At 72.9% G+C, this 25,216-nt stretch carries 21 protein-coding genes; 5 read left to right on the top strand and 16 right to left on the bottom strand.

Translation table 11 applies throughout. The features are described 5' to 3' along the window. Positions 1-179: 179 nt before the first annotated feature. The 7 genes from AB0E67_RS07780 to AB0E67_RS07750 all read right to left on the bottom strand — a co-directional run bounded on the left by AB0E67_RS07780 (position 180) and on the right by AB0E67_RS07750 (position 11,084). Positions 180-701 (bottom strand): DUF4240 domain-containing protein, encoded by a 522-nt coding sequence (locus AB0E67_RS07780; RefSeq protein WP_351525325.1) that lies wholly within the window; start codon positions 699-701, stop codon positions 180-182. Between the two features lie 61 nt (positions 702-762). Further along, positions 763-1,734: a WYL domain-containing protein gene (locus AB0E67_RS07775; RefSeq protein ID WP_362022364.1), complete on the bottom strand. Its 972-nt coding sequence runs from the start codon at positions 1,732-1,734 to the stop codon at positions 763-765. Between the two features lie 224 nt (positions 1,735-1,958). Then, entirely contained in the window at positions 1,959-4,625 is a 2,667-nt protein-coding gene (gene aceE / locus AB0E67_RS07770; RefSeq protein ID WP_362022361.1) for a pyruvate dehydrogenase (acetyl-transferring), homodimeric type, read from the bottom strand. 373 nt (positions 4,626-4,998) lie between these two features. After that, complete coding sequence (locus AB0E67_RS07765) at positions 4,999-5,622, bottom strand: GntR family transcriptional regulator (RefSeq protein WP_073782202.1); 624 nt, start codon at positions 5,620-5,622, stop codon at positions 4,999-5,001. A gap of 311 nt (positions 5,623-5,933) precedes the next feature. Further along, on the bottom strand, positions 5,934-7,739 hold the full coding sequence (gene sucB / locus AB0E67_RS07760) for a 2-oxoglutarate dehydrogenase, E2 component, dihydrolipoamide succinyltransferase (protein ID WP_362022358.1): 1,806 nt from the start codon (positions 7,737-7,739) through the stop codon (positions 5,934-5,936). Positions 7,740-7,800: 61 nt separating this feature from the next. After that, positions 7,801-9,189: a dihydrolipoyl dehydrogenase gene (gene lpdA, locus AB0E67_RS07755; RefSeq protein WP_362022356.1), complete on the bottom strand. Its 1,389-nt coding sequence runs from the start codon at positions 9,187-9,189 to the stop codon at positions 7,801-7,803. Positions 9,190-9,527: 338 nt separating this feature from the next. Further along, positions 9,528-11,084 carry a leucyl aminopeptidase gene (locus AB0E67_RS07750; RefSeq protein WP_362022353.1) on the bottom strand — a complete coding sequence of 519 codons (1,557 nt, stop codon included), beginning with the start codon at positions 11,082-11,084 and terminating at the stop codon, positions 9,528-9,530. A 293-nt stretch (positions 11,085-11,377) separates the two neighbouring features. Between AB0E67_RS07750 and AB0E67_RS07745 the strand changes: the two genes are divergently transcribed. Next, positions 11,378-12,268 carry an endo alpha-1,4 polygalactosaminidase gene (locus tag AB0E67_RS07745; RefSeq protein WP_362022351.1) on the top strand — a complete coding sequence of 297 codons (891 nt, stop codon included), beginning with the start codon at positions 11,378-11,380 and terminating at the stop codon, positions 12,266-12,268. A gap of 95 nt (positions 12,269-12,363) precedes the next feature. Here the strand turns inward: AB0E67_RS07745 and AB0E67_RS07740 are convergent, their stop codons facing one another. Then, positions 12,364-13,146: an adenosylcobinamide-GDP ribazoletransferase gene (locus AB0E67_RS07740; RefSeq protein ID WP_362022348.1), complete on the bottom strand. Its 783-nt coding sequence runs from the start codon at positions 13,144-13,146 to the stop codon at positions 12,364-12,366. Positions 13,147-13,255: 109 nt separating this feature from the next. On the opposite strand from AB0E67_RS07740, the gene AB0E67_RS07735 reads away from it, so the two are divergent. After that, positions 13,256-14,020: a hypothetical protein gene (locus AB0E67_RS07735; protein ID WP_362022345.1), complete on the top strand. Its 765-nt coding sequence runs from the start codon at positions 13,256-13,258 to the stop codon at positions 14,018-14,020. Here the strand turns inward: AB0E67_RS07735 and AB0E67_RS07730 are convergent. The 5 genes from AB0E67_RS07730 to AB0E67_RS07710 all read right to left on the bottom strand — a co-directional run bounded on the left by AB0E67_RS07730 (position 13,960) and on the right by AB0E67_RS07710 (position 20,090). After that, entirely contained in the window at positions 13,960-14,703 is a 744-nt protein-coding gene (locus AB0E67_RS07730) for a hypothetical protein (protein ID WP_362022342.1), read from the bottom strand. The genes AB0E67_RS07735 and AB0E67_RS07730 overlap by 61 nt on opposite strands. Then, on the bottom strand, positions 14,700-16,502 hold the full coding sequence (locus AB0E67_RS07725) for a phosphatidylglycerol lysyltransferase domain-containing protein (RefSeq protein ID WP_362022339.1): 1,803 nt from the start codon (positions 16,500-16,502) through the stop codon (positions 14,700-14,702). The genes AB0E67_RS07730 and AB0E67_RS07725 overlap by 4 nt, the downstream gene beginning before the upstream one ends. Before the next feature lie 114 nt (positions 16,503-16,616). Beyond that, complete coding sequence (gene cobT / locus AB0E67_RS07720) at positions 16,617-17,780, bottom strand: nicotinate-nucleotide--dimethylbenzimidazole phosphoribosyltransferase (protein ID WP_362022336.1); 1,164 nt, start codon at positions 17,778-17,780, stop codon at positions 16,617-16,619. Positions 17,781-17,945: 165 nt separating this feature from the next. Further along, the gene (locus AB0E67_RS07715) at positions 17,946-18,800 is read right to left on the bottom strand and encodes a class I SAM-dependent methyltransferase (RefSeq protein WP_362022333.1); all 855 of its coding nucleotides are present in this window, start codon (positions 18,798-18,800) and stop codon (positions 17,946-17,948) included. A gap of 87 nt (positions 18,801-18,887) precedes the next feature. Then, positions 18,888-20,090: a bifunctional adenosylcobinamide kinase/adenosylcobinamide-phosphate guanylyltransferase gene (locus AB0E67_RS07710; RefSeq protein ID WP_362022331.1), complete on the bottom strand. Its 1,203-nt coding sequence runs from the start codon at positions 20,088-20,090 to the stop codon at positions 18,888-18,890. A 349-nt stretch (positions 20,091-20,439) separates the two neighbouring features. Between AB0E67_RS07710 and AB0E67_RS07705 the strand changes: the two genes are divergently transcribed. After that, positions 20,440-20,658, top strand: a complete 219-nt coding sequence (locus AB0E67_RS07705; RefSeq protein ID WP_362022329.1) for a hypothetical protein — start codon at positions 20,440-20,442, stop codon at positions 20,656-20,658. A 351-nt stretch (positions 20,659-21,009) separates the two neighbouring features. Here the strand turns inward: AB0E67_RS07705 and AB0E67_RS07700 are convergent, their stop codons facing one another. The 3 genes from AB0E67_RS07700 to AB0E67_RS07690 form a co-directional block, all read right to left on the bottom strand. Further along, the gene (locus AB0E67_RS07700; RefSeq protein ID WP_362022326.1) at positions 21,010-22,110 is read right to left on the bottom strand and encodes a trypsin-like peptidase domain-containing protein; all 1,101 of its coding nucleotides are present in this window, start codon (positions 22,108-22,110) and stop codon (positions 21,010-21,012) included. Between the two features lie 244 nt (positions 22,111-22,354). After that, on the bottom strand, positions 22,355-23,089 hold the full coding sequence (locus tag AB0E67_RS07695; protein ID WP_362023557.1) for a methyltransferase domain-containing protein: 735 nt from the start codon (positions 23,087-23,089) through the stop codon (positions 22,355-22,357). 113 nt (positions 23,090-23,202) lie between these two features. Further along, entirely contained in the window at positions 23,203-23,802 is a 600-nt protein-coding gene (locus AB0E67_RS07690; RefSeq protein ID WP_351523813.1) for a DUF3043 domain-containing protein, read from the bottom strand. A gap of 317 nt (positions 23,803-24,119) precedes the next feature. Here AB0E67_RS07690 and AB0E67_RS07685 point away from each other — a divergent pair, with 317 nt between their 5' ends. Beyond that, positions 24,120-24,902, top strand: coding sequence for a PspA/IM30 family protein (locus tag AB0E67_RS07685; RefSeq protein WP_073782216.1), 783 nt, complete (start codon positions 24,120-24,122; stop codon positions 24,900-24,902). A 9-nt stretch (positions 24,903-24,911) separates the two neighbouring features. Further along, on the top strand, positions 24,912-25,190 hold the full coding sequence (locus AB0E67_RS07680; RefSeq protein WP_362022323.1) for a hypothetical protein: 279 nt from the start codon (positions 24,912-24,914) through the stop codon (positions 25,188-25,190). Positions 25,191-25,216 lie beyond the last annotated feature (26 nt).

Genomic DNA, 25,216 nt, shown 5'->3' with positions numbered 1-25,216 from the left:
GCCCGGGGAGCCCCGCCCCGGGCGCGGAGAGACCCGTGCCCGGCGCGAAAGAACCGTCTCCGCGCCGGGGAGGCGCCCGTTGTCGGCGAGGAGAGGCCCGTGCCCGGCGTGGGAGGGGTCCGTTCCCGGCGCGGAGAGGCCCCCTTCCATCCGGCGTGTTCAGCCGCGCCCGGTCGCGCTCAGTCGCCCCTGAACCGTGCCCAGAGCGCGGGGAAGTGCTCCGCGAGGGTCGCCTCGTCCTCGATCGCGAGCGGGACGCCTTCCGGCTCAGCGGGCTGGGGCGGCAGCCCGAGATCCGGGTCGACCACGCCGGTGAGCTGTTCGTACGCCTCGTCGGCGGCGTAGCCGAGGTCCTCGCCGTCCCCGTCGATCTCCTCGTCGAAGTCGTCGAGGAGATCGGCGAGGGCGTCCGGATCGTGCAGCGCGCCCTCGAAGACCTCCCGTCCCTGCCCGATCAGCCAGCAGCGGAAGAAGTCGAAGGCGTCGTCGCCCGCCCCGCCGAGCAGCACGGCGGCGGCGCCCCGCAGATCCCAGCGGTACGCGCGGTTGTAACGGGCCTCGAAGTGCCGGGCGAAATCCAGCACGGCTTCCGGATCGAGCCGCACCAGCCGTTCGACGAGCAGGTCGGCCTGATCCTCGGGGTCGCCCTCGGCGTCCTCGCGGGTGCTGTCGATGATCTCCCAGAACTCCGTCTCGTCCATCACGGATCAAGCATCGGCCGTGCCGGCGGACCGCGCACGCGGACGCGACCGGAGGACGCGCTCAGCGGTACAGGTCGTGCAGGCGCCGCGCCGCCGCGGCGAGACGGGTCCGCAGACCGGCCGGTTCGAGCACCTCCGACTCGGGCCCCAGCCCCAGCAGTTGGGCGTACGCGACCTCCAGGGACTCGACCGGCAGAGTGAGCGTGCGCCACCCCCGCGCGTCGGGCGGGCCCGCCGCCTCCAGGGCCTCCCGGACCGCCGAACGGTCCATCACGTGCGGCAGTCGGCGTACGCCCTCCTCCGAGACCCGCACCGTCACCTCCTCCCGGAGCAGTGAGCGGGCGAACTGCGCGGACCGTTCCGCCCAGAACCTCGGCAGGTCGAAGTCCTCGTCGCGCGCGAACCGTTCGTCCGACACCGTGACCGCCGAGAACCGGTCGATCCGGTACACCCGGAAGTCCTCCGCCACCCGGGCGCAGAGGTACCAGACACCGGCCTTCAGGACGAGTCCGTACGGGTCCAGCTCCCGCTCCACGTCCTCGTCCCGCCCGTTGCGGCGGTAGCGGGCACGCACGATCCGGTCGTCCCACACGGCCTGCGCGACGGCGGACAGCGGTTCGGGGGTCTCCGGCTCCCGGAACCAGCCGGGCGCGTCCAGGTGAAAGCGCCGGGCGGTGCTCTCGGAGGCGTCCCGCAGCGAGGGGAGCAGGGCCGCCGACACCTTGAGCCGGGCGGCGGACGCGGCTTCCTCCAGACCCATCTCGCGCAGGGCGGAGGGCAGTCCGGAGAGGAAGAGCGCCTCGGCCTCGTCGCGGGCGAGACCGGTGAGGCGGGTGCGGTACCCGCCGACCAGGCGGTAGCCCCCGGCTCTGCCCCGGTCGGCGTACACCGGAACACCCGCCTCGGAGAGGGCCTGCGCGTCCCGGGTGACGGTCCGCTCGGACACCTCCAGCTCCCGGGCGAGCTCGGCGGCGGTCATGGCGGGGCGGGACTGCAGGAGCAGCACCATCTTGATGAGGCGGGCAGCACGCATGGCCCCATTGTGGCCGCGGGCCGTCCACCGCCCGCGCCCGCTGTCCCGGCCTGCGCCACCCGGCCTGCGCCACCCGGCCTGCGCCGCCCCGGCCTGCGCCGCCCCGGCCTGCGCCGCCCCGGTCCGGCGCCGCCCGGCCTGCGCCGCCCGGCCGCGGAAACGATGCGGCGGCAGCCGGGCGCACCCGGCTGCCGCCTTCCACCGTTCCCGGTGTCACTCCAGGGTCACAGCCCGTACCGCTCCCGGGCCTCCTTGACCGCGGCCGCGCTCACCTCGCCGCGGCGGGCCAGCTGGGCCAGCGCCGCGACCGTGATCGACTGCGCGTCCACACCGAAGTGGCGGCGGGCCGCGTCACGGGTGTCGGACAGACCGAAGCCGTCCGTGCCGAGCGAGGACCAGTCCTGCTCCACCCACTGGCTGATCTGGTCCGGGACCTGCCGCATCCAGTCGCTGACCGCCAGGACCGGACCCGGCGCGCCCTCCAGGGCGCGGGTCACGTACGGCACCCGCTGCTCGCCCCGCAGCAGCGCCTCGTCGCACTCCAGGGCCTCCCGGCGCAGCTCGCCCCACGAGGTCGCGGACCACACGTCGGCCGTGATGCCCCAGTCCGCCGACAGCAGCTCCTGCGCCTGCAGGGCCCAGTGGATCGCCGTACCGGAGGCCAGCAGCTGGACACGCGGCGCGTCCGCCTTCGCGGGCGTGCCCTCCTTGAAGCGGTAGAGACCCTTGAGGATGCCCTCCTCGACCCCCTCCGGCATCGCGGGCTGCGGCTTCGGCTCGTTGTAGACCGTCAGGTAGTAGAAGACGTTCTCGGCGTCGGGGCCGTACATCCGGCGCAGACCGTCCTTGACGATCACCGCGATCTCGTACGCGAACGCCGGGTCGTAGTTGAGCGAGGCCGGGTTCGTGGACGCGATCAGGTGCGAGTGGCCGTCCGCGTGCTGGAGACCCTCGCCCGTCAGCGTCGTGCGGCCCGCCGTGGCGCCGACCACGAAGCCGCGGCCGAGCTGGTCGCCGAGCTGCCAGAACTGGTCGCCGGTGCGCTGCCAGCCGAACATCGAGTAGAAGATGTAGAAGGGGATCATCGGCTCGCCGTGCGTCGCGTACGACGTGGACGCGGCGATGAAGTCCGCCATGGCACCGGCTTCGGTGATCCCCTCGTTGAGGATCTGGCCGTCCTTGGCCTCCTTGTAGTACATCAGCTGGTCGCGGTCGACCGGCTCGTACGTCTGGCCCAGCGGCGAGTAGATGCCCGCCGACGGGAACAGCGACTCCATGCCGAAGGTGCGCGCCTCGTCCGGGACGACCGGTACCCAGCGCCTGCCCGTCCGCTTGTCCCGCATCAGGTCCTTGACGAGGCGGACGAAGGCCATGGTGGTGGCCATCTCCTGCTTGCCGGACCCCTTCTTCAGCGCGGCGAACGCGCGCTCCTCGGGCTCGGGCAGTGCCACGGCGTGCACCCGGCGGGCCGGGGCCGGACCGCCGAGGGCGGCGCGGCGCTCCTGGAGGTAGCGCACCTCGGGGGAGTCGGCGCCCGGGTGGCCGTAGGGCACCAGGCCGTCCACGAAGGCGCTGTCCGGGATCGGCAGCCCCAGCAGGTCGCGCATGTCCTTGAACTCGTCGACGGACAGCTTCTTCATCTGGTGGTTGGCGTTCTTGGACTCGAAGCCCCTGCCGAGCGTGAAGCCCTTCACCGTCTGGGCGAGGACCACGGTCGGGCCGCCCTTGTGCTCCAGGGCCGCCTTGTACGCCGCGTAGACCTTGCGGGGCTCGTGACCGCCGCGCGAGGTGTAGAAGCACTCACCGATCTTCGCGTCGGTGAGCAGCTTGGCCATCTCGACGAGCGCGGGCTCGGCGCCGAAGAAGTGCTCACGGATGTACGCGACGTCGCGGGTGGCGTACGTCTGGAACTGCGCGTCCGGGACCTCGCGGAGCCGGCGGACCAGCGCACCTGTCGTGTCCAGCTGGAACAGCTCGTCCCAGGCGTTGCCCCAGAGCGACTTGACGACGTTCCAGCCGGCCCCGCGGAACGCGCCCTCCAGCTCCTGGACCACGCGGAAGTTGGCGCGCACCGGGCCGTCGAGGCGCTGCAGGTTGCAGTTGATGACGAAGGTCAGGTTGTCCAGCCGCTCGCGGGCCGCGAGGGCGAGGGCGGCGGTCGACTCGGGCTCGTCCATCTCGCCGTCGCCGAGGAAGGCCCAGACGTGCGAGTTCGAGGTGTCCTTGATGCCGCGGTTGGTCAGGTAGCGGTTGAAGCGTGCCTGGTAGATCGCGGAGAGCGGGCCGAGACCCATCGACACGGTGGGGAACTCCCACAGCCAGGGCAGCCGCCGCGGGTGCGGGTAGGACGGCAGGCCGTCGCCGCCCGCCTCCTGGCGGAAGTTGTCGAGCTGCCGCTCGCTGAGCCGGCCGTCGAGGAAGGCACGGGCGTAGATGCCGGGGGAGGCGTGGCCCTGGACGTAGATCTGGTCGCCCGAGCCGTCCCCCTCCTTGCCGTGGAAGAAGTGGTTGAAGCCGGTCTCGTACAGCCAGGCGGCCGAGGCGAAGGTGGCGATGTGACCGCCGACCCCGGACCGGGCGCCGCGGGTGACCATCGCGGCCGCGTTCCAGCGGTTCCAGGCGGTGATCCGGCTCTCCATCTCCAGGTCGCCGCCGAACGCGGGCTCGGCGGCGGTCGGGATGGAGTTGACGTAGTCGGTCTCCAGCAGCTTGGGCAGCGCGAGACCGGCGCCCTCGGCGTGCTGGAGCGAGCGGCGCATCAGGTACGCGGCGCGGTGCGGGCCGGCGGCCCTGGTGACGGCGTCCAGGGAGGCCGCCCATTCGGCGGTCTCCTCGGGGTCGCGGTCCGGGAGCTGATCGAGCTCGCTCGGAAGCTTTACGGGGTCGGTCATGATCGCCGCCTTCCGGAGTGGGAGGAGGGTGGAGAAGTCCCTGGCTGGCAGGACAGGGCGATGGGGCCGGTGAGCCCGCCACTGAACTCTAGGTCGTCGATCGATGATCGATCAAAGGGTGAACGGCAAAACTTCTCGATATGAAGAAATTGGCATTCGGTGCCGCGAAGTGGGGCACGGAGTGACGGGAGTTAGTTACGCAAAAGGGACGCGCGATCGCACAGTCGAGCACCCCTCACCACAGATGCGTCACCCGTACCGGACGGCCTCTGCGGCGTCGGACAAGTCCCGGGCGGCCTCGCATGCGACGGACGAGCGCCGGGCCGGTCACCGGAATGCCGGACGAGCCCCGGGCCGGTCGCCGCCGGGCCGCTCAGGCGCGCGGCGCGCAGCCCAGGACATGCGCCTTGACCAGCGCCCCGATGTCCGGGTCCTTGCGCAGGAACGCCTCGATGAGCGCCTCGTGCTCCTCCGCGTACGACTTCTGCACCGTGCCCAGCCAGCGGATCGACAGGGCGGTGAACACCTCGATGCCCAGTCCCTCCCAGGTGTGCAGCAGCACGGCGTTCCCGGCGGCCCGCACCATCTCCCGGTGGAACGCCACGGTGTGCCGCACCTGCGCCTCGCCGTCGGCCAGCCGGTCCGCCTCGTAGAGCGCCGCCACGTGCGGGGCCAGGCGCGAGCAGTCCTCGCCCAGGGCCGGGGCCGCCAGTTCCGCGGCGATCTGCTCCAGACCGGCCCGGACCGGATAGCTCTCCTCCAGATCGGCCGCGGTGAGGTTGCGGACCCGCACGCCCTTGTTGGGGGCGGACTCGATCAGCCGGAGCGTCTCCAGCTCCCGCAGGGCCTCGCGCACGGGCGTCTGGCTGACCTCCAGCTCGGTGGCGATGCGGCGCTCCACGATCCGTTCGCCCGGCTTCCAGCGCCCGCTGACGATCCCGTCCACGATGTGCTCGCGGATCTGTTCGCGCAGCGAGTGGACGACGGGCGGGGTCATGTGGAGCTCCTTCGAGGCGGACCGGTGCTGTCTGCGCCATCACGGCGGCCGGGGCGACCGGTGAATGACTAGTGCCGCTCCCGGCAACGTTTGTCCCGTCGCGCCGCCCGGCACGCACGCTCGCAGCGTTGGCCACAAGCCCACGTAGCCCTGCCACGAGGGCTTCCGGCCGCCTTGCGATCGCACGCACCGGACGACGCTCCTTCCGGGCAAACCTTGCCGGTCATGGCACTAGACAATACGGCGGTGCCCCCGCCCGGACGTGGTCCGGACGGGGGCACCGCTCGTGAGGCTGGTTACAGCCGCGACGTTCAGAGGCCGAGCTCGACCTCGAACTCACCGGCCTCCAGGATCGCCTTGACCGTGGTCAGGTAACGGGCGGCGTCCGCGCCGTCCACCAGACGGTGGTCGTAGGAGAGCGAGAGGTACGTCATGTCGCGCACCGCGATCGTCTCGCCGAGGTCCGGGTGGTCGATGACCACCGGACGGCGGACCGTGGCACCGATGCCCAGGATGGCGACCTGGTTCGGCGGCACGATGACGGTGTCGAACAGCGCACCGCGCGAGCCGGTGTTGCTGATGGTGAAGGTGGCCCCGGACATGTCGTCCGGCGTCAGGCCGCCACCGCGGGCCTTGCCCGCCAGCTCCGCGGTCTTCTTCGCGATGCCGGCGATGTTCAGGTCGCCCGCACCCTTGATGACCGGGGTCATCAGACCCTTCTCGGCGTCCACGGCGATGCCGATGTTCTCCGAGTCGAAGTACGTGATGGTGCCCTCGTCCTCGTTGATCCGGGCGTTGACGACCGGGTGGGCCTTCAGCGCCTGGGCCGCCGCCTTGACGTAGAACGGCATCGGGGACAGCTTGACGCCCTCACGGGCCGCGAACGCGTTCTTCGCCAGGCCGCGCAGCTTCATCAGCTTCGTGACGTCCACCTCGACGACCGACGTCAGCTGGGCCTGCGAGTGCAGCGCCTTCATCATGTTGTCGCCGATGACCTTGCGCATGCGGGTCATCTTGACCGTCTGACCGCGCAGCGGGGACGCCTCCAGCTGCGGCGCCTTCGAGGCGGCAGAGCCCGCGGCGGTCACCGCGGCGGCGACCGGAGCCGGCGCGGCGACGGCGGCCCTGGCGGCCTCCGCGGCGGCGACGACGTCCTGCTTGCGGATACGGCCACCGACGCCGGTGCCCTTGACCGCGCCCAGGTCGACACCGGTCTCGGCGGCGAGCTTGCGGACCAGCGGCGTGACGTACGCGCCCTCGTCACCGGCGGTCGCGACCGGGGCGGCGACGACGGGAGCCGGGGCGGGGGCGGCGGGCGCGACCGGGGCGGGAGCCGGGGCCGGGGCCGCCGGGGCGACCGGAGCCGGGGCCGGGGCCGGGGCCGGAGCGGCGGGTGCGACCGGGGCCGGAGCCGGAGCGGGGGCAGCCGGAGCGGCCGGGGCCGGGGCGGGAGCCGGTGCGGCGGCGGGCGCGGCGGCCGGAGCGGCCGGGGCAGCCGCCGGAGCGGCACCCGGGGCACCGATCACGGCGAGCTTGGCGCCGACCTCGGCGGTCTCGTCCTCGGCGACCACGATCTCCAGCAGCACGCCGGAGACCGGGGCCGGGATCTCGGTGTCGACCTTGTCCGTGGAGACCTCCAGGAGGGGCTCGTCCTCCGTGACCTCCTCGCCGACCTCCTTCAGCCAGCGGGTGACGGTGCCCTCGGTGACGCTCTCGCCGAGCGCGGGGAGGGTGACGTCGGTGCCGGCCGCGCCACCGGCCGGAGCGGCGGCGGGAGCCTCGGCGACCGGGGCCGGGGCGGCGGGGGCCTCGGGAGCCGGGGCCGGGGCGACCTCGGGCTCGGCGGCGGCCGGGGCGGCAGCGGCGGCGGGCGCACCCGTGCCGTCGTCGATGACGGCCAGCTCGGCGCCGACCTCGACGGTTTCGTCCTCGGCGACCTTGATGGCGGTGAGGACGCCGGACGCCGGGGCCGGGATCTCGGTGTCGACCTTGTCGGTCGAGACCTCGAGCAACGGCTCGTCGGCCTCGACGCGCTCGCCCTCGGCCTTCAGCCAGCGGGTGACAGTGCCCTCGGTGACGCTCTCACCGAGCGCCGGAAGGGTTACGGAAACCGACATGGTTTCGGTTGCTCCTTACGAAAGTGCGGAAGTGGTCGGTCGTCGCGCCCGGTCGACTGGATCAGTCGTGGGAGTGGAGGGGCTTGCCGGCCAGAGCCAGGTGGGCCTCGCCCATCGCCTCGTTCTGGGTCGGGTGGGCGTGGATCAGCTGCGCGACCTCGGCCGGCAGCGCCTCCCAGTTGTAGATCAGCTGGGCTTCGCCGACCTGCTCGCCCATGCGGTCACCGACCATGTGGACGCCGACCACCGCACCGTCCTTGACCTGGACGAGCTTGATCTCGCCCGCGGTCTTCAGGATCTTGCTCTTGCCGTTGCCCGCGAGGTTGTACTTCAGGGCGACGACCTTGTCCGCGCCGTAGAGCTCCTTGGCCTTGGCCTCGGTGATGCCCACGGAGGCGACCTCGGGGTGGCAGTACGTCACCCGCGGGACGCCGTCGTAGTCGATCGGGACGGTCTTCAGACCGGCCAGGCGCTCCGCGACCAGGATGCCCTCGGCGAAGCCGACGTGCGCGAGCTGGAGCGTCGGGACCAGGTCGCCCACGGCCGAGATGGTGGGCACGTTGGTCTGCATGTACTCGTCGACGAGGACGTAGCCGCGGTCCGTCGCGACGCCGGCCTCCTCGTAGCCCAGGCCCTGCGAGACCGGGCCGCGGCCGATGGCGACCAGCAGCACCTCGGCCTCGAAGGTCTTGCCGTCGGCCAGGGTGACCTTGACGCCGTCCTGGGTGTACTCGGCGCTCTCGAAGAACGTGCCGAGGTTGAACTTGATGCCGCGCTTGCGGAAGGCGCGCTCCAGGAGCTTCGAGCTGTTCTCGTCCTCGACCGGGACGAGGTGCTTCAGGCCCTCGATGATCGTGACGTCGGTGCCGAAGGACGTCCACGCCGAGGCGAACTCGACGCCGATGACGCCGCCGCCCAGCACGATCGCCGACTTCGGGACGCGGTCCAGCTTCAGCGCGTGGTCCGAGGAGATGATGCGGTTGCCGTCGATCTCCAGGCCCGGCAGCGACTTCGGCACGGAACCGGTCGCCAGCAGCACGTGGCGGCCCTGGACCCGCTGGCCGTTCACGTCCACCGAAGTGGGGGAGGAGAGCCGGCCCTCGCCCTCGATGTACGTCACCTTGCGCGAGGCGATGAGCCCCTGCAGGCCCTTGTACAGGCCCGAGATGACGTCGTCCTTGTACTTGTGGACGGCGTCGATGTCGATGCCCTCGAAGGTGGCCTTGACACCGAACTGGTCGGCCTCGCGCGCCTGGTCGGCGATCTCGCCGGCGTGCAGCAGGGCCTTCGTGGGAATGCAGCCGTTGTGCAGGCAGGTGCCGCCGACCTTGCCCTTCTCGATCAGGGCGACGTCCAGGCCCAGCTGCGCCCCGCGCAGGGCCGCGGCGTAACCGCCGCTACCGCCGCCGAGAATCACTAGGTCGAAAACGGTGCTGGCGTCGTTCGCCACGTCACGTCCTCCATGCATGTGCGCCGTACGCCGGGCCCCGTCGCTGGGGGATGACCGGCCGGTCGGCTGGTGTGCGGCCGCTTGTTGTTCGGCCCTGTGGTGGGGGCCCTGTCCTGCCGAGAACCCATCTTCGCACTTGTCGACGGGTGGCGGGACGCGGGGCCCGGGTCTGGGAAGGACGATCATCCGTCCCGGACGGTTACCGCTGCGTAGTGAGGTGCTGTGCCCATCAAGTTTCGTCGAGAGCGAAACCCTCCTCCGCGCCGTGGTGCCACGGGGGGAACGCGAACGGCCCCGGGCGTATGCCCGGGGCCGATGGTCGTCCGCGTGACGCGACCTCAGCCGAGGTCGCCGGCGGCCGTGCGCTCGGCCAGCCTCACCAGCGTGCGGACCGCGGAACCGGTGCCGCCCTTCGGCGTGTAGCCGTACGGCGCGCCCTCGTGGAAGGCCGGGCCCGCGATGTCCAGGTGCGCCCAGGCGATGCCCTCGCCCACGAACTCCTGGAGGAACAGGCCGGCCACCAGGCCGCCGCCCATCCGCTCGCCCATGTTGGCGATGTCGGCCGTCGCGGACTCCATGCTCTTGCGCAGGTCCGCGGGGAGCGGCATCGGCCAGGACGCCTCGCCGACCTCCTCGGCGATCTCGTGGACGGAGGCGCGGAAGGCGTCGTCGTTCGCCATGATGCCGAAGGTGCGGTTGCCCAGCGCCAGCATCATCGCGCCGGTCAGCGTCGCCACGTCGACGATCGCGTCCGGGTTCTCCTCCGAGGCGCGGGTCAGCGCGTCGGCGAGGACCAGGCGGCCCTCGGCGTCCGTGTTGAGGACCTCGACGGTCTTGCCGCTGTACATGCGCAGCACGTCGCCGGGGCGGGTGGCGCTGCCCGACGGCATGTTCTCGGCGAGCGCCAGCCAGCCGGTGACGTTGACCCGGAGGCCCAGACGGGCGGACGCGACGACGGCCGCGAACACGGCGGCGGCGCCGCTCATGTCGCACTTCATCGTCTCGTTGTGGCCGGCCGGCTTCAGGGAGATGCCGCCCGAGTCGTAGGTGATGCCCTTGCCGACCAGGGCCAGGGTCTTCTCCGCCTTCGGATGCGTGTAGGCGAGCTTCACCAGGCGCGGGCCGTTGACCGAGCCGCTGCCGACGCCGAGCAGGCCGCCGAAGCCGCCCTTGACGAGCGCCTTCTCGTCGAGGACCTGCACCTTGATGCCGTGCTCCTTGCCCGCGGCGGCGGCCACGGCGGCGAAGGACTCGGGGTACAGGTCGTTCGGCGGGGTGTTGATCAGGTCGCGGGCGCGGTTGATCTCCTCGACCAGCGCGACGGCACGCTCGGCGGCCGCCTTGAACGCCTTGTCGCGCGGCTTGGCGCCGAGCAGGGCGACCTCGCCCAGCGGCAGCCTGGGGCCGGTGCCGTTCTTCTTGCCCTTGGGCGCGACCTTGTCCTCGCCGCCCTGGTACGCGGTGAACGCGTACGCGCCGAGCAGCGCGCCCTCGGCGACCGCCCCGGCGTCCTCGGCGGACTCGACGGGCAGCGCGAAACCGGCCTTCTTCGAACCGGCCAGCGCGCGGGCGGCCGAGCCCGCGGCCCGGCGCAGCGCCTCGGCGTCGTACGCCTCGTCCTTGTCCGGGGCGGAACCGAGTCCGACCGCCAGGACGACCGGGGCCTTGAGGCCGTCGGGCGCGGGGAGCTTGGTCACCTCGCCCTCGGCACCGGTGGCGCCCAGGGCCTCCAGGACGGTGGCGAGCTTCCCGCCGAACGCCTTGTCCACGGCCTCGGCGCCCGGTGCGAGGACCAGGCCCCCAGACTTGGATCCGGCGCCCTTGCCGACGCCGACGACGAGTGCGTCGGCGCGCAGCGTCGCCGCACCGGCAGTGCTGAGAGTGAGAGCAGTCACGGTGGTGAAATCTCGCTTCCGTTGAGTTCGTTGTCGGTCGAGGGGTGGGCCGACCATGCCCGGCGCATCGTAGACGCCGTCGCGATGTGCCGGGAATGAGCCTACGCGCGCCTTTGCTGCGGGAACACGGCGGCGGGCCGTCGAAGAACGGCGCGGTGGCCCGGGCCGCGCTCGCGGACGGCCGTCGGCGGAGGCCCGGGCGGCGGGTCGCACGGACATGCGGCGGGGGCGTACGGGGTGAACACGCGGTGGAAGTAGGGTCGTTCGGAATGCCGCACCCGAGAGGGAGAACCATGCGCGCCCGAGGAGCCGCCCGCCCGACACGTCCGGGCCCGGTACTGCCGACCGTGGTCCTGGCCCTGCTGGCCCTGCTGGCCGGTTGCACCGCCGCCCCGGAACCCGGCGGAACGTCCGCCGCGAGTTCCGGGAAGTCCGGCGGGAGGACCGGGGAGAAGCCCGGCGGGCAGGAGGCGCGTTGGCGGCCCGAGCCCGGCACCGCCTGGCAGTGGCAGCTCTCCGGCGGGCTGGACCCCACGGTGGACGTCCCCGTGTACGACATCGACGGCTTCGACCACGGGGCGCCGGCCGTCGCCGATCTGCACCGCAGGGGCCGCAAGGTGATCTGCTACCTGTCCACCGGGGCCTGGGAGGACTTCCGCCCCGACGCCGGGAGGTTCCCGAAGTCGGTGCGGGGCGAGAGCAACGGCTGGGAGGGGGAGTGGTGGCTCGACATCCGCCGCACCGACATCCTGGAACCGCTGATGGAGAAGCGGATCGAGATGTGCGCGGAGAAGGGCTTCGACGCGGTGGAGCCCGACAACATGGACGGTTATCGCAACCGCACGGGCTTCCCGCTCACCGCTCGGGACCAGCTGCGCTACAACCGGCTCATCGCCCGGATCGCACACCGTCACGGACTCGCCGTCGGGTTGAAGAACGACCTCGGCCAGATCCCGGAGCTGGAACCGGACTTCGACTTCGCGGTCAACGAGCAGTGCGCTCAGTACGAGGAGTGCGAGGCGCTGACCCCGTTCGTGAAGGCGGGCAAGGCCGTCTTCCACGTCGAGTACGAACTGCCGGTCGCCCGGTTCTGCGCCGACTCGAAGCGGCTGGGCCTCAGTTCGCTGCGGAAGAAGTACGACCTGGGCGTCTGGCGTCAGGAGTGCCCGCGGGCCCGTCCGTAGCCCCCGCCCGTCGCACACGGGCCGGGCCCGTCCGTAGCCCCGCCCCTCGCGCCGGACCAGTGGGCGGTCATGGCTCCGCCCGTCGCGCGGGGGACCTACCCGAGCGCGAGCACCACCAGCGCCGTCGTCGCCGCCGTCTCGGCCAGCGCCCCGAAGACGTCCCCGGTCACCCCGCCGAAGCGCCGGACGCAGTGCCGCAGCAGCAGGTCGGCGGCGGCGAGGGCGGCCAGTACGGCGAGCGCGTGGTGCGCCGCCGCCCCGTACCCGCCCAGCGGCGCACCCGCCCCCGCGCACGCCGCGACCACCACGACGCCCGTCGCCACCGCCCCCGCCACCGGGACGGTCCCGGCCACCGCCGCGCCCAGACCCTCCGGACGCGCCGCGGGCACGCCCCGGCGGGAGGCGAGGGTGAGCGCCAGCCGGGCCGCCACCGCGGCGACGACCGCCGCCGCCGCGCCGTGCGCCCAGCCCCGCCCGTACGACTGCTGGAGCACCGCCACCTGGGCCAGCAGCACGAACAGCAGCGTGATCACGCCGAACGGGCCGATGTCCGACCGCTTCATGACGCGCAGCGCCTCGTCGGCCGGCTTGCCGCTGCCCAGACCGTCGGCGGTGTCCGCGAGACCGTCCAGATGCAGCCCCCGGGTCAGCACCGCGGGCACGGCGGCGGACGCCACCGCGGCGAGCAGCGGCCCGGAGCCGAGCAGCAGCGGCGCAGCACCGGCCGCCGCCGCGAGCACTCCCACCACCAGACCGGCGAGCGGGGCGCACAGCATCCCGGCGCGGGCGGTGTCCCGGTCCCACCGGGTGACGCGGACGGGGATCACGGTCAGGGTGCCGAAGGCGAAGCGCGGGCCGTGGCTGTTCAGGAAGGTCACGGCGCGCAGGCTAATCGCTGCGACCGGCCGATAGATTGGACGGCGGCCGGATGAAACACGGCCAACCATGACGAACCATGACGAAAGCGGCTTGTCGGGGGTGGGTGGCATGGGTCACTGGTTCGACCGGAACATCATCGAGCCGGGGAAGCTGCCCCTGCTCCTCGCGCTGGCCGCCTTCGTGCTGACCTTCGCCGTCACCCGGGTCGTCACCCGGATGATCAGGGCGGGGAAGGGCCCGTTCCGCAACATCACGCCCGGTGGGCTGCACGTCCATCACGTGGTGCCCGGCGTGGTGCTGAGCATCGTGGGCGGCTTCGGGGCGGTCGCGAGCGGACGCCACGGCATCAGCGCCGCGGTGTGCGCGGTGGTCTTCGGCACGGGCGCGGGGCTGGTGCTGGACGAGTTCGCCCTGATCCTCCACCTCGACGACGTGTACTGGACCGAGGAGGGACGGCAGAGCGTCGAGGTCGTGGTGCTCACCGCGGCGCTCGTGCTGCTGGTCCTCGCCGGGTTCTCGCCGCTCGGCGTGAACGAACTGAGCAGTGACGAGCAGATGAGCAGGCTCGGGGTCGTCCTGACCCTGGTCGTCAACTTCTGCTTCGTGCTGATCGCCCTGTTCAAGGGCAAGGCGAGGATGGCGGTACTCGGCACCCTCGTCCCGTTCGTCGCGCTGATCGGCGCGATCCGGCTGGCCCGGCCGACCTCGGTGTGGGCGAGGCGGTTCTACCGCGGCCGGCACCGGGCCCGCGCCCGGGCGGTGCTGCGCGCCTACCACCACGACGTGCGCTGGGCGGGGCCGCGCCGCAGACTTCAGGACCTCATCGGCGGCGCGCCGGACCGGGTCCCGGCCCGCGGACGGCGCGACTCCTGAGCGCGGCGGTCCGCGTCACGGCCCCGACGCCGGTGCCGGGCGACCGTGACGACGCACAGCACGAGCACCGCGGCGATCGCCGCCAGATGCTCCTTCCCGGCCAGGTTGTTCTTGAGGAACACCTCGACCACCATCGCCACGATCACCAGCACGCCGGTGAACCACGCCCGGTAGACGCAGCACACGTACACGGCGAGACCGACCACCGCGGCCGACGGACCGGTGTCGACGATCCGGGCGTCGGACGCGGGCAGCCCGAGCGGGCCGTCCGGGCCCAGGGCGATGCCGATCCGCGCGTACAACGTCCCGGCCAGGGTGGCGACGTACGCGACGGCGAGCATGCGCCACCGGCCCAGACAGATCTCGGCGATCCCGAACACCACCAGGATCTGCGCCAGCGCCCCCCACACCGGCAGGTCGAGTGCCGGGACGAACAGCGACAACGGGGTGCGCAGCAGCGCCCCCCAGAACGGGTCCTCGGCCCGCACCGCCCCCAGCGCCCGCACCGCCCCGACCCCCCAGGGCCGGCTCTGCACCGCGTGCAGCAGCGCCGTCAGACAGACCGCGGCGAGGGTCAGGGGGACGGCCCGCAGCCGAGCGGCCACGAGCCCCGCGCGCACGGTCCGCGCCAGTGGCTCCCACTCGCGTCGGGCCGCCCCGCGCAGTCCGCGCCCGGGTCTCATCCCCCCGCCCCGAGCTGCGAGCGGTGCAGCCACTTCGGCAGCCCCGGCGCCTCCAGGAACCCTTCGGCGCGGCCCGCGGCCAGGCCGATGCGGGGCAGGTCGGCACTCTTCTCGAAGAGCATGAAGCGCGGCTCCCAGATCGGCCGGTACTTGGCGTTGGCACGGTACAGCGACTCGATCTGCCACCAGCGCGAGAAGAAGCCGAGCATGGAACGCCACAGCCGCAGCACCGGTCCGGCGCCGAGCCGCGACCCCCTCTCGAAGACGGACCGGAACATCGCGAAGTTGAGCGAGACCTGAGTGATCCCGATCTCCTCGGCGCGTCGCAGGAGTTCGATGACCATGAACTCGACCAGCCCGTTCTCGGAGTCCCGGTCACGGCGCATCAGGTCCAGCGAGAGACCGTGCGGCCCCCACGGGACGAAGCTCAGCAGCGCCCGCAACCTGCCGGGGCCGCCCTCCTCCCCGGGCGCGTCACGGCATTCGAGCATCACGCACCGGCCGTCGTCCGGATCGCCGAGCCGGCCCAGCGCCATCGAGAAGCCGCGCTCGGTCTCCCCGTCCCGCCAGTCGTCGGCGCGGCGCACCAGCTCCGCCATCTCGTCCGCCGGGATGTCCTCGTGCCGGCGCACGGTCACCGTGTACCCGGCCCGCCGGACCCGGTTGTACGCCTGGCGCACGGTCCGCATCGCCCGGCCCTCCAGGGTGAACTCGGCGGTCTCCACGATCGCCTCGTCGCCCAGCTCCAGCGCGTCGAGGCCGTGGCGCGCGTAGATCGTGCCGCCCTCCTCGCTCGCCCCCATCACCGCCGGGATCCAGCCGTGCTCGCGGGCCTCGTCCAGCCACGGGGCGATCGCCCCCGGCCATGCCTCCGGGTCGCCGATGGGATCCCCCGAGGCCAGCGAGACCCCGCCGACCACCCGGTAGGCGACGGCCGCCTTGCCGGTCGGCGACCAGACGACGCTCTTCTCCCGGCGCAGCGCGAAGTAGCCCAGCGAGTCCCGTTCCCCGTGCCCGTCGAGCAGCGCCCGCAGCCGGGCCTCGTCCTCGGGAGTGATCGGGTCGACCGCCCGACGGGACCGGAACGCCGCGTACACGACGGCGATCAACAGCAGCGTGGAGAGGATGTTGATGGTGACGTCGACCCAGCCGGGCGTGGTGATCCCGTCGTAGTGCACGTCGTTCTCGGCGATCGACACGAGGCGCAGCGTGCCGTAGCGCCAGCGGTCCAGGAACGTCGAACGGTACTCGTCGTGGGCGGTGTTGGTCAGGGTGACCAGGCCGGCGGCGATCAGCGAGGTGACCAGCAGTCCGCCGCCCGCGACGGCGGCGGCCAGCTTCGGGTTGGACCGGTCGCCCTTCGCGTAGAACTCGCGCCGCCCGAGGAGCAGCGCCAGGACGAACACGGCGGTCAGCGCCAGCGACACCCAGTTCTGCGGGTACCGCCGTACCTCCGGGAACGGGATCACCAGCGCGAAGAGCAGCAACAGCAGGCTGCTCACCACTATGTTCACGATCCACGCGGCCCGCTTGCGGCGGCGCATGGTGATCGCCAGGAAGAGCGCGACCACCCCGGAGGAGAAGCCCGCGGTGAGCAGGTAGGGGGTGAAGAGGTTCGCGGTGTTGTGGCGACGCAGGTCGTTGCCGAGGGTGACCCAGACCGCGCTCAGGAAATTGATGAACGAGACGACCCGGAGGTACCAGATGGTGTACGCGGCGCAGCGGCGTGACCGGACGGTGCTCGGTGCCCGGGTGCCGTCCCGCCCGGATTCCACGGTGGACAATCGGACCTCTCCCATGAAAAGCGATCATATGGTGCATCGCGTCGTGTGAGAGAGCGGGGCCGCGGCCGATGTCCGTCGACCACGGCCCGCCGGATCCGCCGGCCGCCGATCAGGGCCTCGCCGGACCGGTCAGCCGACGGTCGTCCCGCCGGTCCTTCCGCCGACGCCGCTCTTCCCCTCGGTCCCGGTGTCCTCGCCCTCGCCGCTTCCGGTGTCCTCGCCGGACTCCTCGCCGGTGTCGCCCTCCTCGGCGTCGGACGCGCGCTCAGGGAGCTCCGCCGCCAGCGCGGCCGCGGCCCGGACCAGCGGGAGCGCGAGCAGGGCCCCGCTTCCCTCGCCCACGATGACGCCGTGATCCAGCAGCGGGTTGAGCGCCATCCGGTCCAGGGCCTTGGCCTGCGCCGGCTCACCGCTCGCCTGGCCCGCCAGCCACCAGTCCGGCGCCCGGAAGGCCGCCCGCTGGCCCACCAGCGCACAGGCCGCCGAGACCACACCGTCCAGGATCACCGGCAGCCTGCGCACCGCGCACTGGAGCAGGAACCCGGTCATGGCCGCCAGGTCCGCCCCGCCCACCGCGGCCAGCAGCTCCAGCTGGTCGCCGAGGACCGGCCGGGCCCGCCGCAGCGCGTCCCGGATCGCCGCGCACTTGCGCATCCACGCCAGGTCGTCGATGCCCGCCCCGCCGCGCCCGGTGACCACCGAGGCGTCCGTGCCGCACAGCGCCGCGATCAGCGTGCCCGCCGCCGTCGTACCGCCCACGCTCAGATCGCCCAGCACCACCAGGTCCGTGCCCGAGTCGGCCTCCTCGTCGGCGATCGCCATGCCGAGCCGTACCGCCCGCTCGGCCTCCTCGGCAGTCAGCGCGTCCTCGACGTCGATCCGGCCGCTGCCCCGCCGCACCCGGTGGCGGACCACGGACTCGGGCAGCAGCTCCGGATCGCAGTCCAGACCGGCGTCCACGATCCGCACCGGTACGGAGAACTGCCGGGCCAGCACGGCGAGCGGGGTCGCGCCCTCCAGCGTGGCCCGCACCAGTTCGTGCGCGCTGCCGGCCGCACGCCCCGAGACCCCCAGCTCGGCCACCCCGTGATCACCGGCGAAGAGCACCACGCGCGGCCGCTCGATGGCCTTGACCGGCACGGACTGCTGGGCGGCCGAGAGCCACTCGCCCAGCTCGTCCAGGCGGCCGAGCGCGCCCGGCGGGACGACCAGGCGCTCCCGGCGTTCCTCGGCATCGCGCCGTACGCCGCCGTCGGGGCGTTCGATCAGGTCGGAGAAGTCGTCCAGATTCACGGGATCTGCCTCGCGGGTCGATACGTCGGTACGTCGGGGATACGTGATGGGTCCGCGGGCCCGGCGGCGGGCCCACTGCGGAACAGTACCCGGAGCGTTTCCGGTCCCCGGCCGCCACGAGGCTCCGCGTCCGGTGCGGTGCCCGGCCGTCGTGCGACGGCCGCGTCATCGCGGGGCCGGGCCCGTGTCCCCGAAGTCCCCGAACCGCAGCCGCGTGATCGCGGGCGTCAGGGCCCGCACCCCCGGCAGCAGCGACTGGAGCCGGATCAGTTCGCCCATCGCGCCCCGCCCGCGCGGCAGCCGCAGCGCCCGCACCTCGGTGATCCCCGGATGGGCGCCGCGCAGCTTGGGCCGCTCGCCGGGGTCCATCGCCCAGCGCATCGGCGGAATGGTCATCCCGCCGACCCGCCACCGCCCCGTCAGCGTGTACCCGGCCGGACGGCGGGCCATCGAGTCCAGGACGAGGGCACCGCCGGGCAGCCGCTCGGCACAGGCGGCGAGGATCCCCCGCACCTCCGCCGGACGCAGATACATCAGCAGCCCCTGCGCCGTGACCACGACGCCGCGGCCCCGCGGGTCCTCGATCTCGTCGAGCCAGGCCGGATCGGTCGCCGAGCGGGCCAGGACGCGCGACCGGTCCGTGGCCGGAAGCAGCTCCCGGCGCAGTTCGGCGACCTCCGGGAGGTCCACGCTCAGCCAGTTCAGCAGACCGTTGTCGACCCGCCAGAAACCGGTCTCCAGGCCGTCCCCGAGCGCGACCACGGTGGCGCGGGGGCGTTCGGCAAGGTACGCCTGCACGGCCAGGTCGAAGCAGCGCGAACGCAGCCCCTGGAGCTGCGAGTAGAACGCGTTCGGGCGTCCGAACCGCTCCTCGAAGGGGTAGTCCAGCGTCTCCATCAGCCGGAGCGCCATCGGATCGTCCAGCACCGGATAGCGCCGTCCCGCCTCGTAAGCCCGGTTGTAGAGGGTCCACAGCAGGGTCTCGGGGACCCCGCTCAGCATCGGCCGTATCCGCGCCATGACCGCTCCTCCTCGTCCTGGTCGTTCTCCTCGTCCCCCTCCTCGCGTACGTCCGTCGCCGCGGCGCTCCGGCCGCTGTCGTCGCCGTCAGCCGCGCAGCGTCAGCACCTGACCGGCCACGACCAGCAGCACCTGTTCGCACTCGTCGGCGAACGCCGCGTTCAACCGGCCCAGTTCGTCCCGGAACCGCCGCCCGGCGGCCGTCGCGGGCACCACCCCCGAGCCGGTCTCGTTGGTCACGGCGACGACCGTGCGGCGCGTCCCGCGCACCGCGGCGACCAGTTCGGCGGTCCGCTCGCGCAGCGCGCTCCGCCCGCCGCCCGCCCACGCCGTGTCGTCCCAGGCGTCCACCCGGTCCATCGCGTCCGTCAGCCACAGCGACAGACAGTCGATCAGCAGCGGGGGACCGTCCGACTCCAGCAGTTCCACCAGCTCACAGGTCTCCTCGGTGCGCCAGGCTGCGGGCCTGCGCTCCCGGTGCAGCCCGATCCGGACCGCCCACTCCGCGTCCCCCTCCCGGATGCCCCCGGTCGCCACGTACACCACCTCGGGGTACGTCTCCAGGCGCCGCTCGGCCTCCACCGACTTCCCGGACCTGGCACCGCCCGTCACCAGGGTGCGCCGGGGCGTCCGGGGCGGCGTCCGGTACTCGCCCACCACCAGCGTCGTCCCGTCCGGCACGGCCCGTGCCCCGGCGGTCGCGAGCCGCCGGTCCAGCTCGGCGCCGGGCGGTGCGTCGTGGTCCACATGGACGGCGATGATCTCGGTGTGCGGGCCGATCGCCTCGACGGCCCGCAGCCGCGCCACCGAGTCCGGCCGCCCGACCACGTCCCCGACCACGGCGTCGTACGGCTGCGTCACCCGGTCCGTGAGACCGGACGGCGCCGCGCCCGGCGGCAGGTAGAGCAGCCGGACGCCCTCCGGCCCGGTCACCTCGTAGCCCGTCCCCGGGGCGTCCATCGCCACCGCCCGCACCCGGTGTCCGCTGATCAGCGTCAGCTCCCGCCCGTCCGGCACCCGCCCCGCGGGAGGCAGCCCGGCGGGCAGCTCCACGGCGGGCCCGTCGTGCGGATGGGTGAGCAGCACCTGCCGTACCCCGGTGAGCGAGTGGCCCGCGCGGGCGGCGGCGAACACGGCGCCGGGTGTGAGGTCGAGCAGCAGCGCGTCGTCGACCAGCAGCGCGGTCGCCGCCCTCGAACGCGTTCCACGGGCGGTCGCACAGGCGGCACAAGGGCATTGGGGCCTCGGCAGCCCGTCGGGGGCGCCGGTGCCGAGCAGAGTCAGTTCCACGTTCCGATCCTCCCGCGTCCGCGCGGCCGATGCGCGGCCTGGGCGTTCACCGGGCAGACGCACGCCCCGCCCCGTGCCGGACGCGGACTCTCGCGGCACGACCGCTCCCGCACGGGCCGCCACCGCGAGGGTGCGTGCCGGGCCGCGCGGCGGGGCAGACTTCGCCGGGAGGCGGACCAGGGCCTGCCTCCGAACCGCCGTCGTCCGGCGCGTGCGAGCGCGCGGCTGAGGGTCCTCCTCGTACCGGGCGTACGAGGACGACTCCGGCCAGGCCGCGAGCGTGTGTGGCAGGCGGCAGTTCGACGGCAGGGCCTAGGCTGCGGGCAGCAGAGAGACCCAGGAGGCGGGCATGGCGTGGACATGGCGGTTCGAGAAGTCCGACGGCACGGAGACGGAGCCGGCCCCGCGACCGGAGGAATTCACCACGCAGGGCGACGCGGAGTCCTGGATCGGTGAGAACTGGAAGGAGCTCCTCGACGGCGGGACGGAGCAGGTGACGCTCTTCGAGGACGCCACCGAGGTCTACGGACCCATGAGCCTCGACGCCGACCGGGCGGAACAGGGCTGACCGCCTTCCCCGGCCCCGGGCGGTCCGGCCCCGGTACGCGACGACGGGCGCGGCCGGCTGAAGCTCGGCCCGGCCGAAGTGCGCCCGGTCCGAGGTGCGCCGGTCGCGCGGTCCGCACCGGCAGATCGTCCGTCGGTCCGGTCGGGCCCGGCCCGGCCCGGCACGCCGCGGCCGTGCGTCCCGCTCCGGGCTCGTACGGTCGCCGCGTCGCCGGGCCCGGTACGCGGTCGCGTCCGACGGCCGGCCGGGCCCTTGCCTCGCGGCGGGGCCCGCCCGGCGCCGGGCGGTGCGCCGGGCCGTGCCGTCCGAGCGCCGTCGCCCGGCCGAAGGACGGCGGGGGGACGGCACGGACTAGATCTCGCCCAGCGTGACCCGGGCCGTCGCCTCCCGCCCGTTGCGCTGGTACGTCACCGTGACCTTCTGGCCGGGCTTGTCCGAGGCCAGTGCCTCCGACAGGGAGGTGATCGTCGTGATCGGTGTGTCGTTGATCCTGGTGATGACGTCGCCGGCCCGCAGCCCCGCCTTCTCCGCGGCTCCGCCCCTCGTCACCTCCACCAGTGCCACCCCGGCCGGCTGGTAGTTCTGGTTGACGACCGTGCGCCCGGTGATGTTCAGGGCGGCCCGGCCGGAGTCGATGACCCGGCCGTACCTGATGATCTGGTCGGCGATCGTCTTCACCATCGACGCCGGGATCGCGAACCCGATCCCCGGCGCCGCGCCGCCACCCAGATCGGGGTCCGTCGCCGCCAGTGTCGGGATGCCGATCACCTCGCTGTTCAGGTTGACCAGCGCGCCCCCGCTGTTCCCCGGGTTGATCGCGGCCGAGGTCTGCACCATGTTCGCGATCGTCGCGCCGGTCCCGCCGCCCGAGCTGCCCTCGCTGACCGTCCGGCCGACCGCGGAGACGATGCCCTGGGTGACGCTCGACGACAGACCGAGCGGCGAGCCCATCGCCAGCACGATCTGCCCCACCTCGACCTTCTCCGATTCACCGAACGTGGCGGCCCTCAGCCCCCTCGGCACGGTGTCGAGCTTGATCACGGCCAGATCCTGTTCGGGGTACGCGGCCACCAGCGAGGCGCCCTGGGCCTTCTCGCCGGTGGCGACCGTGACCCGGAACCGCCGCTCCGTGCCGACCACGTGGGCGTTGGTGACGATATGGCCCTTGGAGTCGTAGACGACGCCGGAGCCCAGGCTGTTGGAGGCCTGTATCTGCACGACCGACGGCAGCACGTTCTTGATCACGGCCTCGTACTGGGCCTGGAGATCGTCGGCGTCGCCGGACGGCTGGGACACGGGGCCCTGCCGCGACGAGGCCGTCGTGGTGACGCCGGGCTCGGGCGAACCGGAGCCCTCGCCCGAACAGCCGCTCACCAGGGCGATCGCGCAGAGACCCGTGGTCAGGGGGAGCAGCAGCCGACGCGAGCGGTGGCGGGAGTGGAATGCGTCCATGTCCGGATCATCGCCTCGCCACCCGCCGACGGCCCGCCGGGCTCCGCCGACCGAGTGCCCCGCCAGGGACGAGCGGAGCGACCGATCCGGCCGCTCACCAGGGACGACGCACAGGACGACGGCTCCGGCCGCGCATCGGCGGTCCCGGTCCCGCACCGCGCACGGCGGTCCCGGTCGCGCATCGTGCGCGGCAGACCCGGCCGCGTACAGCGGATCCGCCATCGCGCACCGCACGCGACCGTTCTCAGCCGCGCACTCCGCACAGATGCAGCAGCGCGGCCACCCGGCGGTAGGGATCCGTCCGCCCGGCCCGGTCCTCCACGGCCAGCAGCCGCTCCAGTTCGGTGGCGGCCGGCAGCTCCACGTCGTTGCTCACGTTGTCCGTGAAGACGCGCACCCCGTACCAGGCGTGCAGGGGAGCCGCGATCCCGGCGAGCGTGGCGGTCAGGGCGTCCAGCCGGTCGGCGCGGACCGTGAGGCCGAGCCGGTTGGTGTACGTGTCCGTCTCGAAGGCGTCCAGCGCCGCGTCCCAGTCCCCGGCGTTGCCGGGGCGCATCGCGAGCGCGTCGGCGTTCCGTACGAGCAGCGAGAGCAGTCCGCCGGGGGCCAGCATCCGGGCCAGACCGGCCAGCATCGCGTCCGGCTCCCCGACGTACATCAGCACGCCGTGGCAGAGCACCACGTCGAAACTGCCGGGCAGGAAGTGCACCCCGGTCTCCAGGCCGTCGCCCTCGATCAGCCGGACCCGTTCACGGATGCCCGCGGGCTCGCCGCCGAGCGCCTCGCGCGCCACCCGCAGCATCCCGGCGTCCGACTCCAGGCCCGTCACGGTGTGGCCGGCCCTGGCCAGGCGCAGCGCCTGGGTGCCCTGCCCCATGCCGACGTCGAGGACGCGCAGCCGCTGACCGACCGGGAAGCGGGCCGCGATCTGCTCGTCGATCTGGCGGGCGACGAGCTCCTGGCGGACCGTGTTGCGCAGCCCCCCGAGCCCTTTCAGCCATGCCGAGGACGCTCCCGAGAAGCCGGTGACGGGGGCGATGTCGCCCGGCGGGCCGGCGGGTGGACCGCCGACCGGTCCGGAGGTGTCTCTGCTCAGGGTCGTTCTCCGCGCTTGACCTGCGGCTTCGGCAGCCGGAGCCGACGCATCTGGAGAGTGCGCATCAGCCCGTACGCGACCGCGCCGCGCTTGGGGGTGTCGGGGAAGCGGGCGTTCAGCTGCTTCCGCAGACGGAACGCCAGGCCGATCGAGTCGACGACGATCAGCACGATCACGAAGAGCCAGAGCAGCAGCGAGATGGTCTGGATGTTCTGCACCTGGATCACGCTGAGGATCAGAATGATCACGGCCATCGGCAGGAAGAACTCCGCGACGCAGAAACGCGAGTCCACGAAGTCGCGCACGAAGCGGCGCACCGGCCCCTTGTCGCGAACCGGCAGATAGCGCTCGTCGCCGTTGGCCAGCGCCTCACGCTGCCGCGCAAGGTCCGCACGGCGCGCCTCGCGCTGCCGTCGCACGGCCTCCTTGCGGTCCAGCGGCGCGCCGCTGGAGGCACGACGGCGCTGCGACTGGGCCTCGCTGCGCTTGGGGGTGGGGCGACCTTTGGGGGCCTGCGGGTCGCGGGGCTGCTTGGAGAGGTCCGCCGTCACCTTGCCGGTGGGCGCCTTCTCTTCCTTCGAACGGCTACGGAACACAAGGCCCAAGGGTACGGGGTCGCTCGCCGCGACCCCAGGCCGGTCGGGAACGATCCGGCAACGGACCGCGTCCTCACCGGCGTCACCGGGGGTTTCCCCGCCCGGATACGGCGGCGGTGTCCCGGATGTCGCGGCGGCCCCCGGACCCGCCCTACTCCCTGGGCCGGACCGGCGACCGGGCGCAGTCGTCCTTGGGGAGGAGCACATCGGTGCTCGAACAGTGCGGTAATAGAGGTAGGGCCCGTACTGTGGGTTCTGTATGGAGTGCTGGAGCTCAGTCCGTCAGAAGGGGGCGCGCGAAGCCCATGAGCGGTGTCATGAAGCGTATGGGGATGATCTTCCGCGCGAAGGCGAACAAGGCCCTTGACCGGGCCGAGGATCCGCGCGAGACCCTCGATTACTCGTATCAGAAGCAGCTGGAGCTGCTGCAGAAGGTGCGTCGCGGTGTCGCCGACGTGGCCACCTCGCGCAAGCGGCTGGAACTGCAGCTGAACCAGCTGCAGGGGCAGTCCGCCAAGCTGGAGGACCAGGGCCGCAAGGCGCTCGCGCTCGGCCGGGAGGACCTGGCCCGCGAGGCGCTGTCCCGGCGTGCCGCGCTCCAGCAGCAGGTCACCGACCTGGAGACGCAGCATTCCACGCTGCAGGGCGAGGAGGAGAAGCTGACCCTCGCCGCCCAGCGGCTCCAGGCCAAGGTCGACGCCTTCCGCACCAAGAAGGAGACCATCAAGGCCACCTACACCGCCGCCCAGGCGCAGACCCGGATCGGCGAGGCGTTCTCCGGCATCTCGGAGGAGATGGGTGACGTCGGTCTGGCGATCCAGCGGGCCGAGGACAAGACCCAGCAGCTCCAGGCCCGGGCCGGCGCGATCGACGAACTCCTCGCGTCCGGCGCCCTGGACGACCCGACCGGCACGGCCAAGGACGACATCGCGGCCGAGCTGGACCGGATCTCCGGTGGCACGGACGTGGAGCTGGAGCTCCAGCGCATGAAGGCCGAGCTGGCCGGCGGCTCCGCCCCGCAGCAGGCGATCGAGGGCGGCCCGCAGGACGCGGCACAGCGGCAGGCGTCCCAGTCCCCGCACAAGTTCGACAAGAGCTGAGGCAGCGTCATGATCGTACGGATCATGGGGGAGGGCCAGGTCGCCCTGGCCGACAGTCATCTCGCCGAGCTCGACGAGCTCGACGACGAACTGCTGACCGAGATGGAGAGCGGCGACGGCCCGGCCTTCCGCTCCACCCTCCACGCGCTCCTGGACAAGGTGCGCGAACTCGGAACGCCGTTGCCGGACGACGCCCTGGAACCGTCCGATCTGATCCTGCCGTCGCCCGACGCGACTCTCGAAGAGGTGCGCGCGATGCTCCGTGACGAAGGTCTGATCCCCGGCTGACACGCGCTCCTCGCCCTCCAGCACCG

The organism is Streptomyces sp. NPDC032161 (assembly GCF_040636995.1).
Lineage (GTDB): Bacteria > Actinomycetota > Actinomycetes > Streptomycetales > Streptomycetaceae > Streptomyces.
Note: the sequence above shows the minus strand (reverse complement) of the source record. Positions and strands in the feature narration are given on the sequence as shown.

Coding starts and splice junctions, on each gene's coding strand:
- AB0E67_RS07725 (WP_362022339.1), bottom strand. CDS start 16,502: ATGGGAGAGGTCCGATTGTCCACCGTGGAATCCGGGCGGGACGGCACC.
- AB0E67_RS07700 (WP_362022326.1), bottom strand. CDS start 22,110: ATGGACGCATTCCACTCCCGCCACCGCTCGCGTCGGCTGCTGCTCCCC.
- AB0E67_RS07685 (WP_073782216.1), top strand. CDS start 24,120: ATGAAGCGTATGGGGATGATCTTCCGCGCGAAGGCGAACAAGGCCCTT.
- AB0E67_RS07680 (WP_362022323.1), top strand. CDS start 24,912: ATGATCGTACGGATCATGGGGGAGGGCCAGGTCGCCCTGGCCGACAGT.
- AB0E67_RS07705 (WP_362022329.1), top strand. CDS start 20,440: ATGGCGTGGACATGGCGGTTCGAGAAGTCCGACGGCACGGAGACGGAG.
- AB0E67_RS07730 (WP_362022342.1), bottom strand. CDS start 14,703: ATGAGACCCGGGCGCGGACTGCGCGGGGCGGCCCGACGCGAGTGGGAG.
- sucB (WP_362022358.1), bottom strand. CDS start 7,739: ATGTCGGTTTCCGTAACCCTTCCGGCGCTCGGTGAGAGCGTCACCGAG.
- AB0E67_RS07745 (WP_362022351.1), top strand. CDS start 11,378: ATGCGCGCCCGAGGAGCCGCCCGCCCGACACGTCCGGGCCCGGTACTG.
- AB0E67_RS07715 (WP_362022333.1), bottom strand. CDS start 18,800: ATGGCGCGGATACGGCCGATGCTGAGCGGGGTCCCCGAGACCCTGCTG.
- AB0E67_RS07780 (WP_351525325.1), bottom strand. CDS start 701: ATGGACGAGACGGAGTTCTGGGAGATCATCGACAGCACCCGCGAGGAC.
- aceE (WP_362022361.1), bottom strand. CDS start 4,625: ATGACCGACCCCGTAAAGCTTCCGAGCGAGCTCGATCAGCTCCCGGAC.
- AB0E67_RS07775 (WP_362022364.1), bottom strand. CDS start 1,734: ATGCGTGCTGCCCGCCTCATCAAGATGGTGCTGCTCCTGCAGTCCCGC.
- AB0E67_RS07735 (WP_362022345.1), top strand. CDS start 13,256: ATGGGTCACTGGTTCGACCGGAACATCATCGAGCCGGGGAAGCTGCCC.
- AB0E67_RS07765 (WP_073782202.1), bottom strand. CDS start 5,622: ATGACCCCGCCCGTCGTCCACTCGCTGCGCGAACAGATCCGCGAGCAC.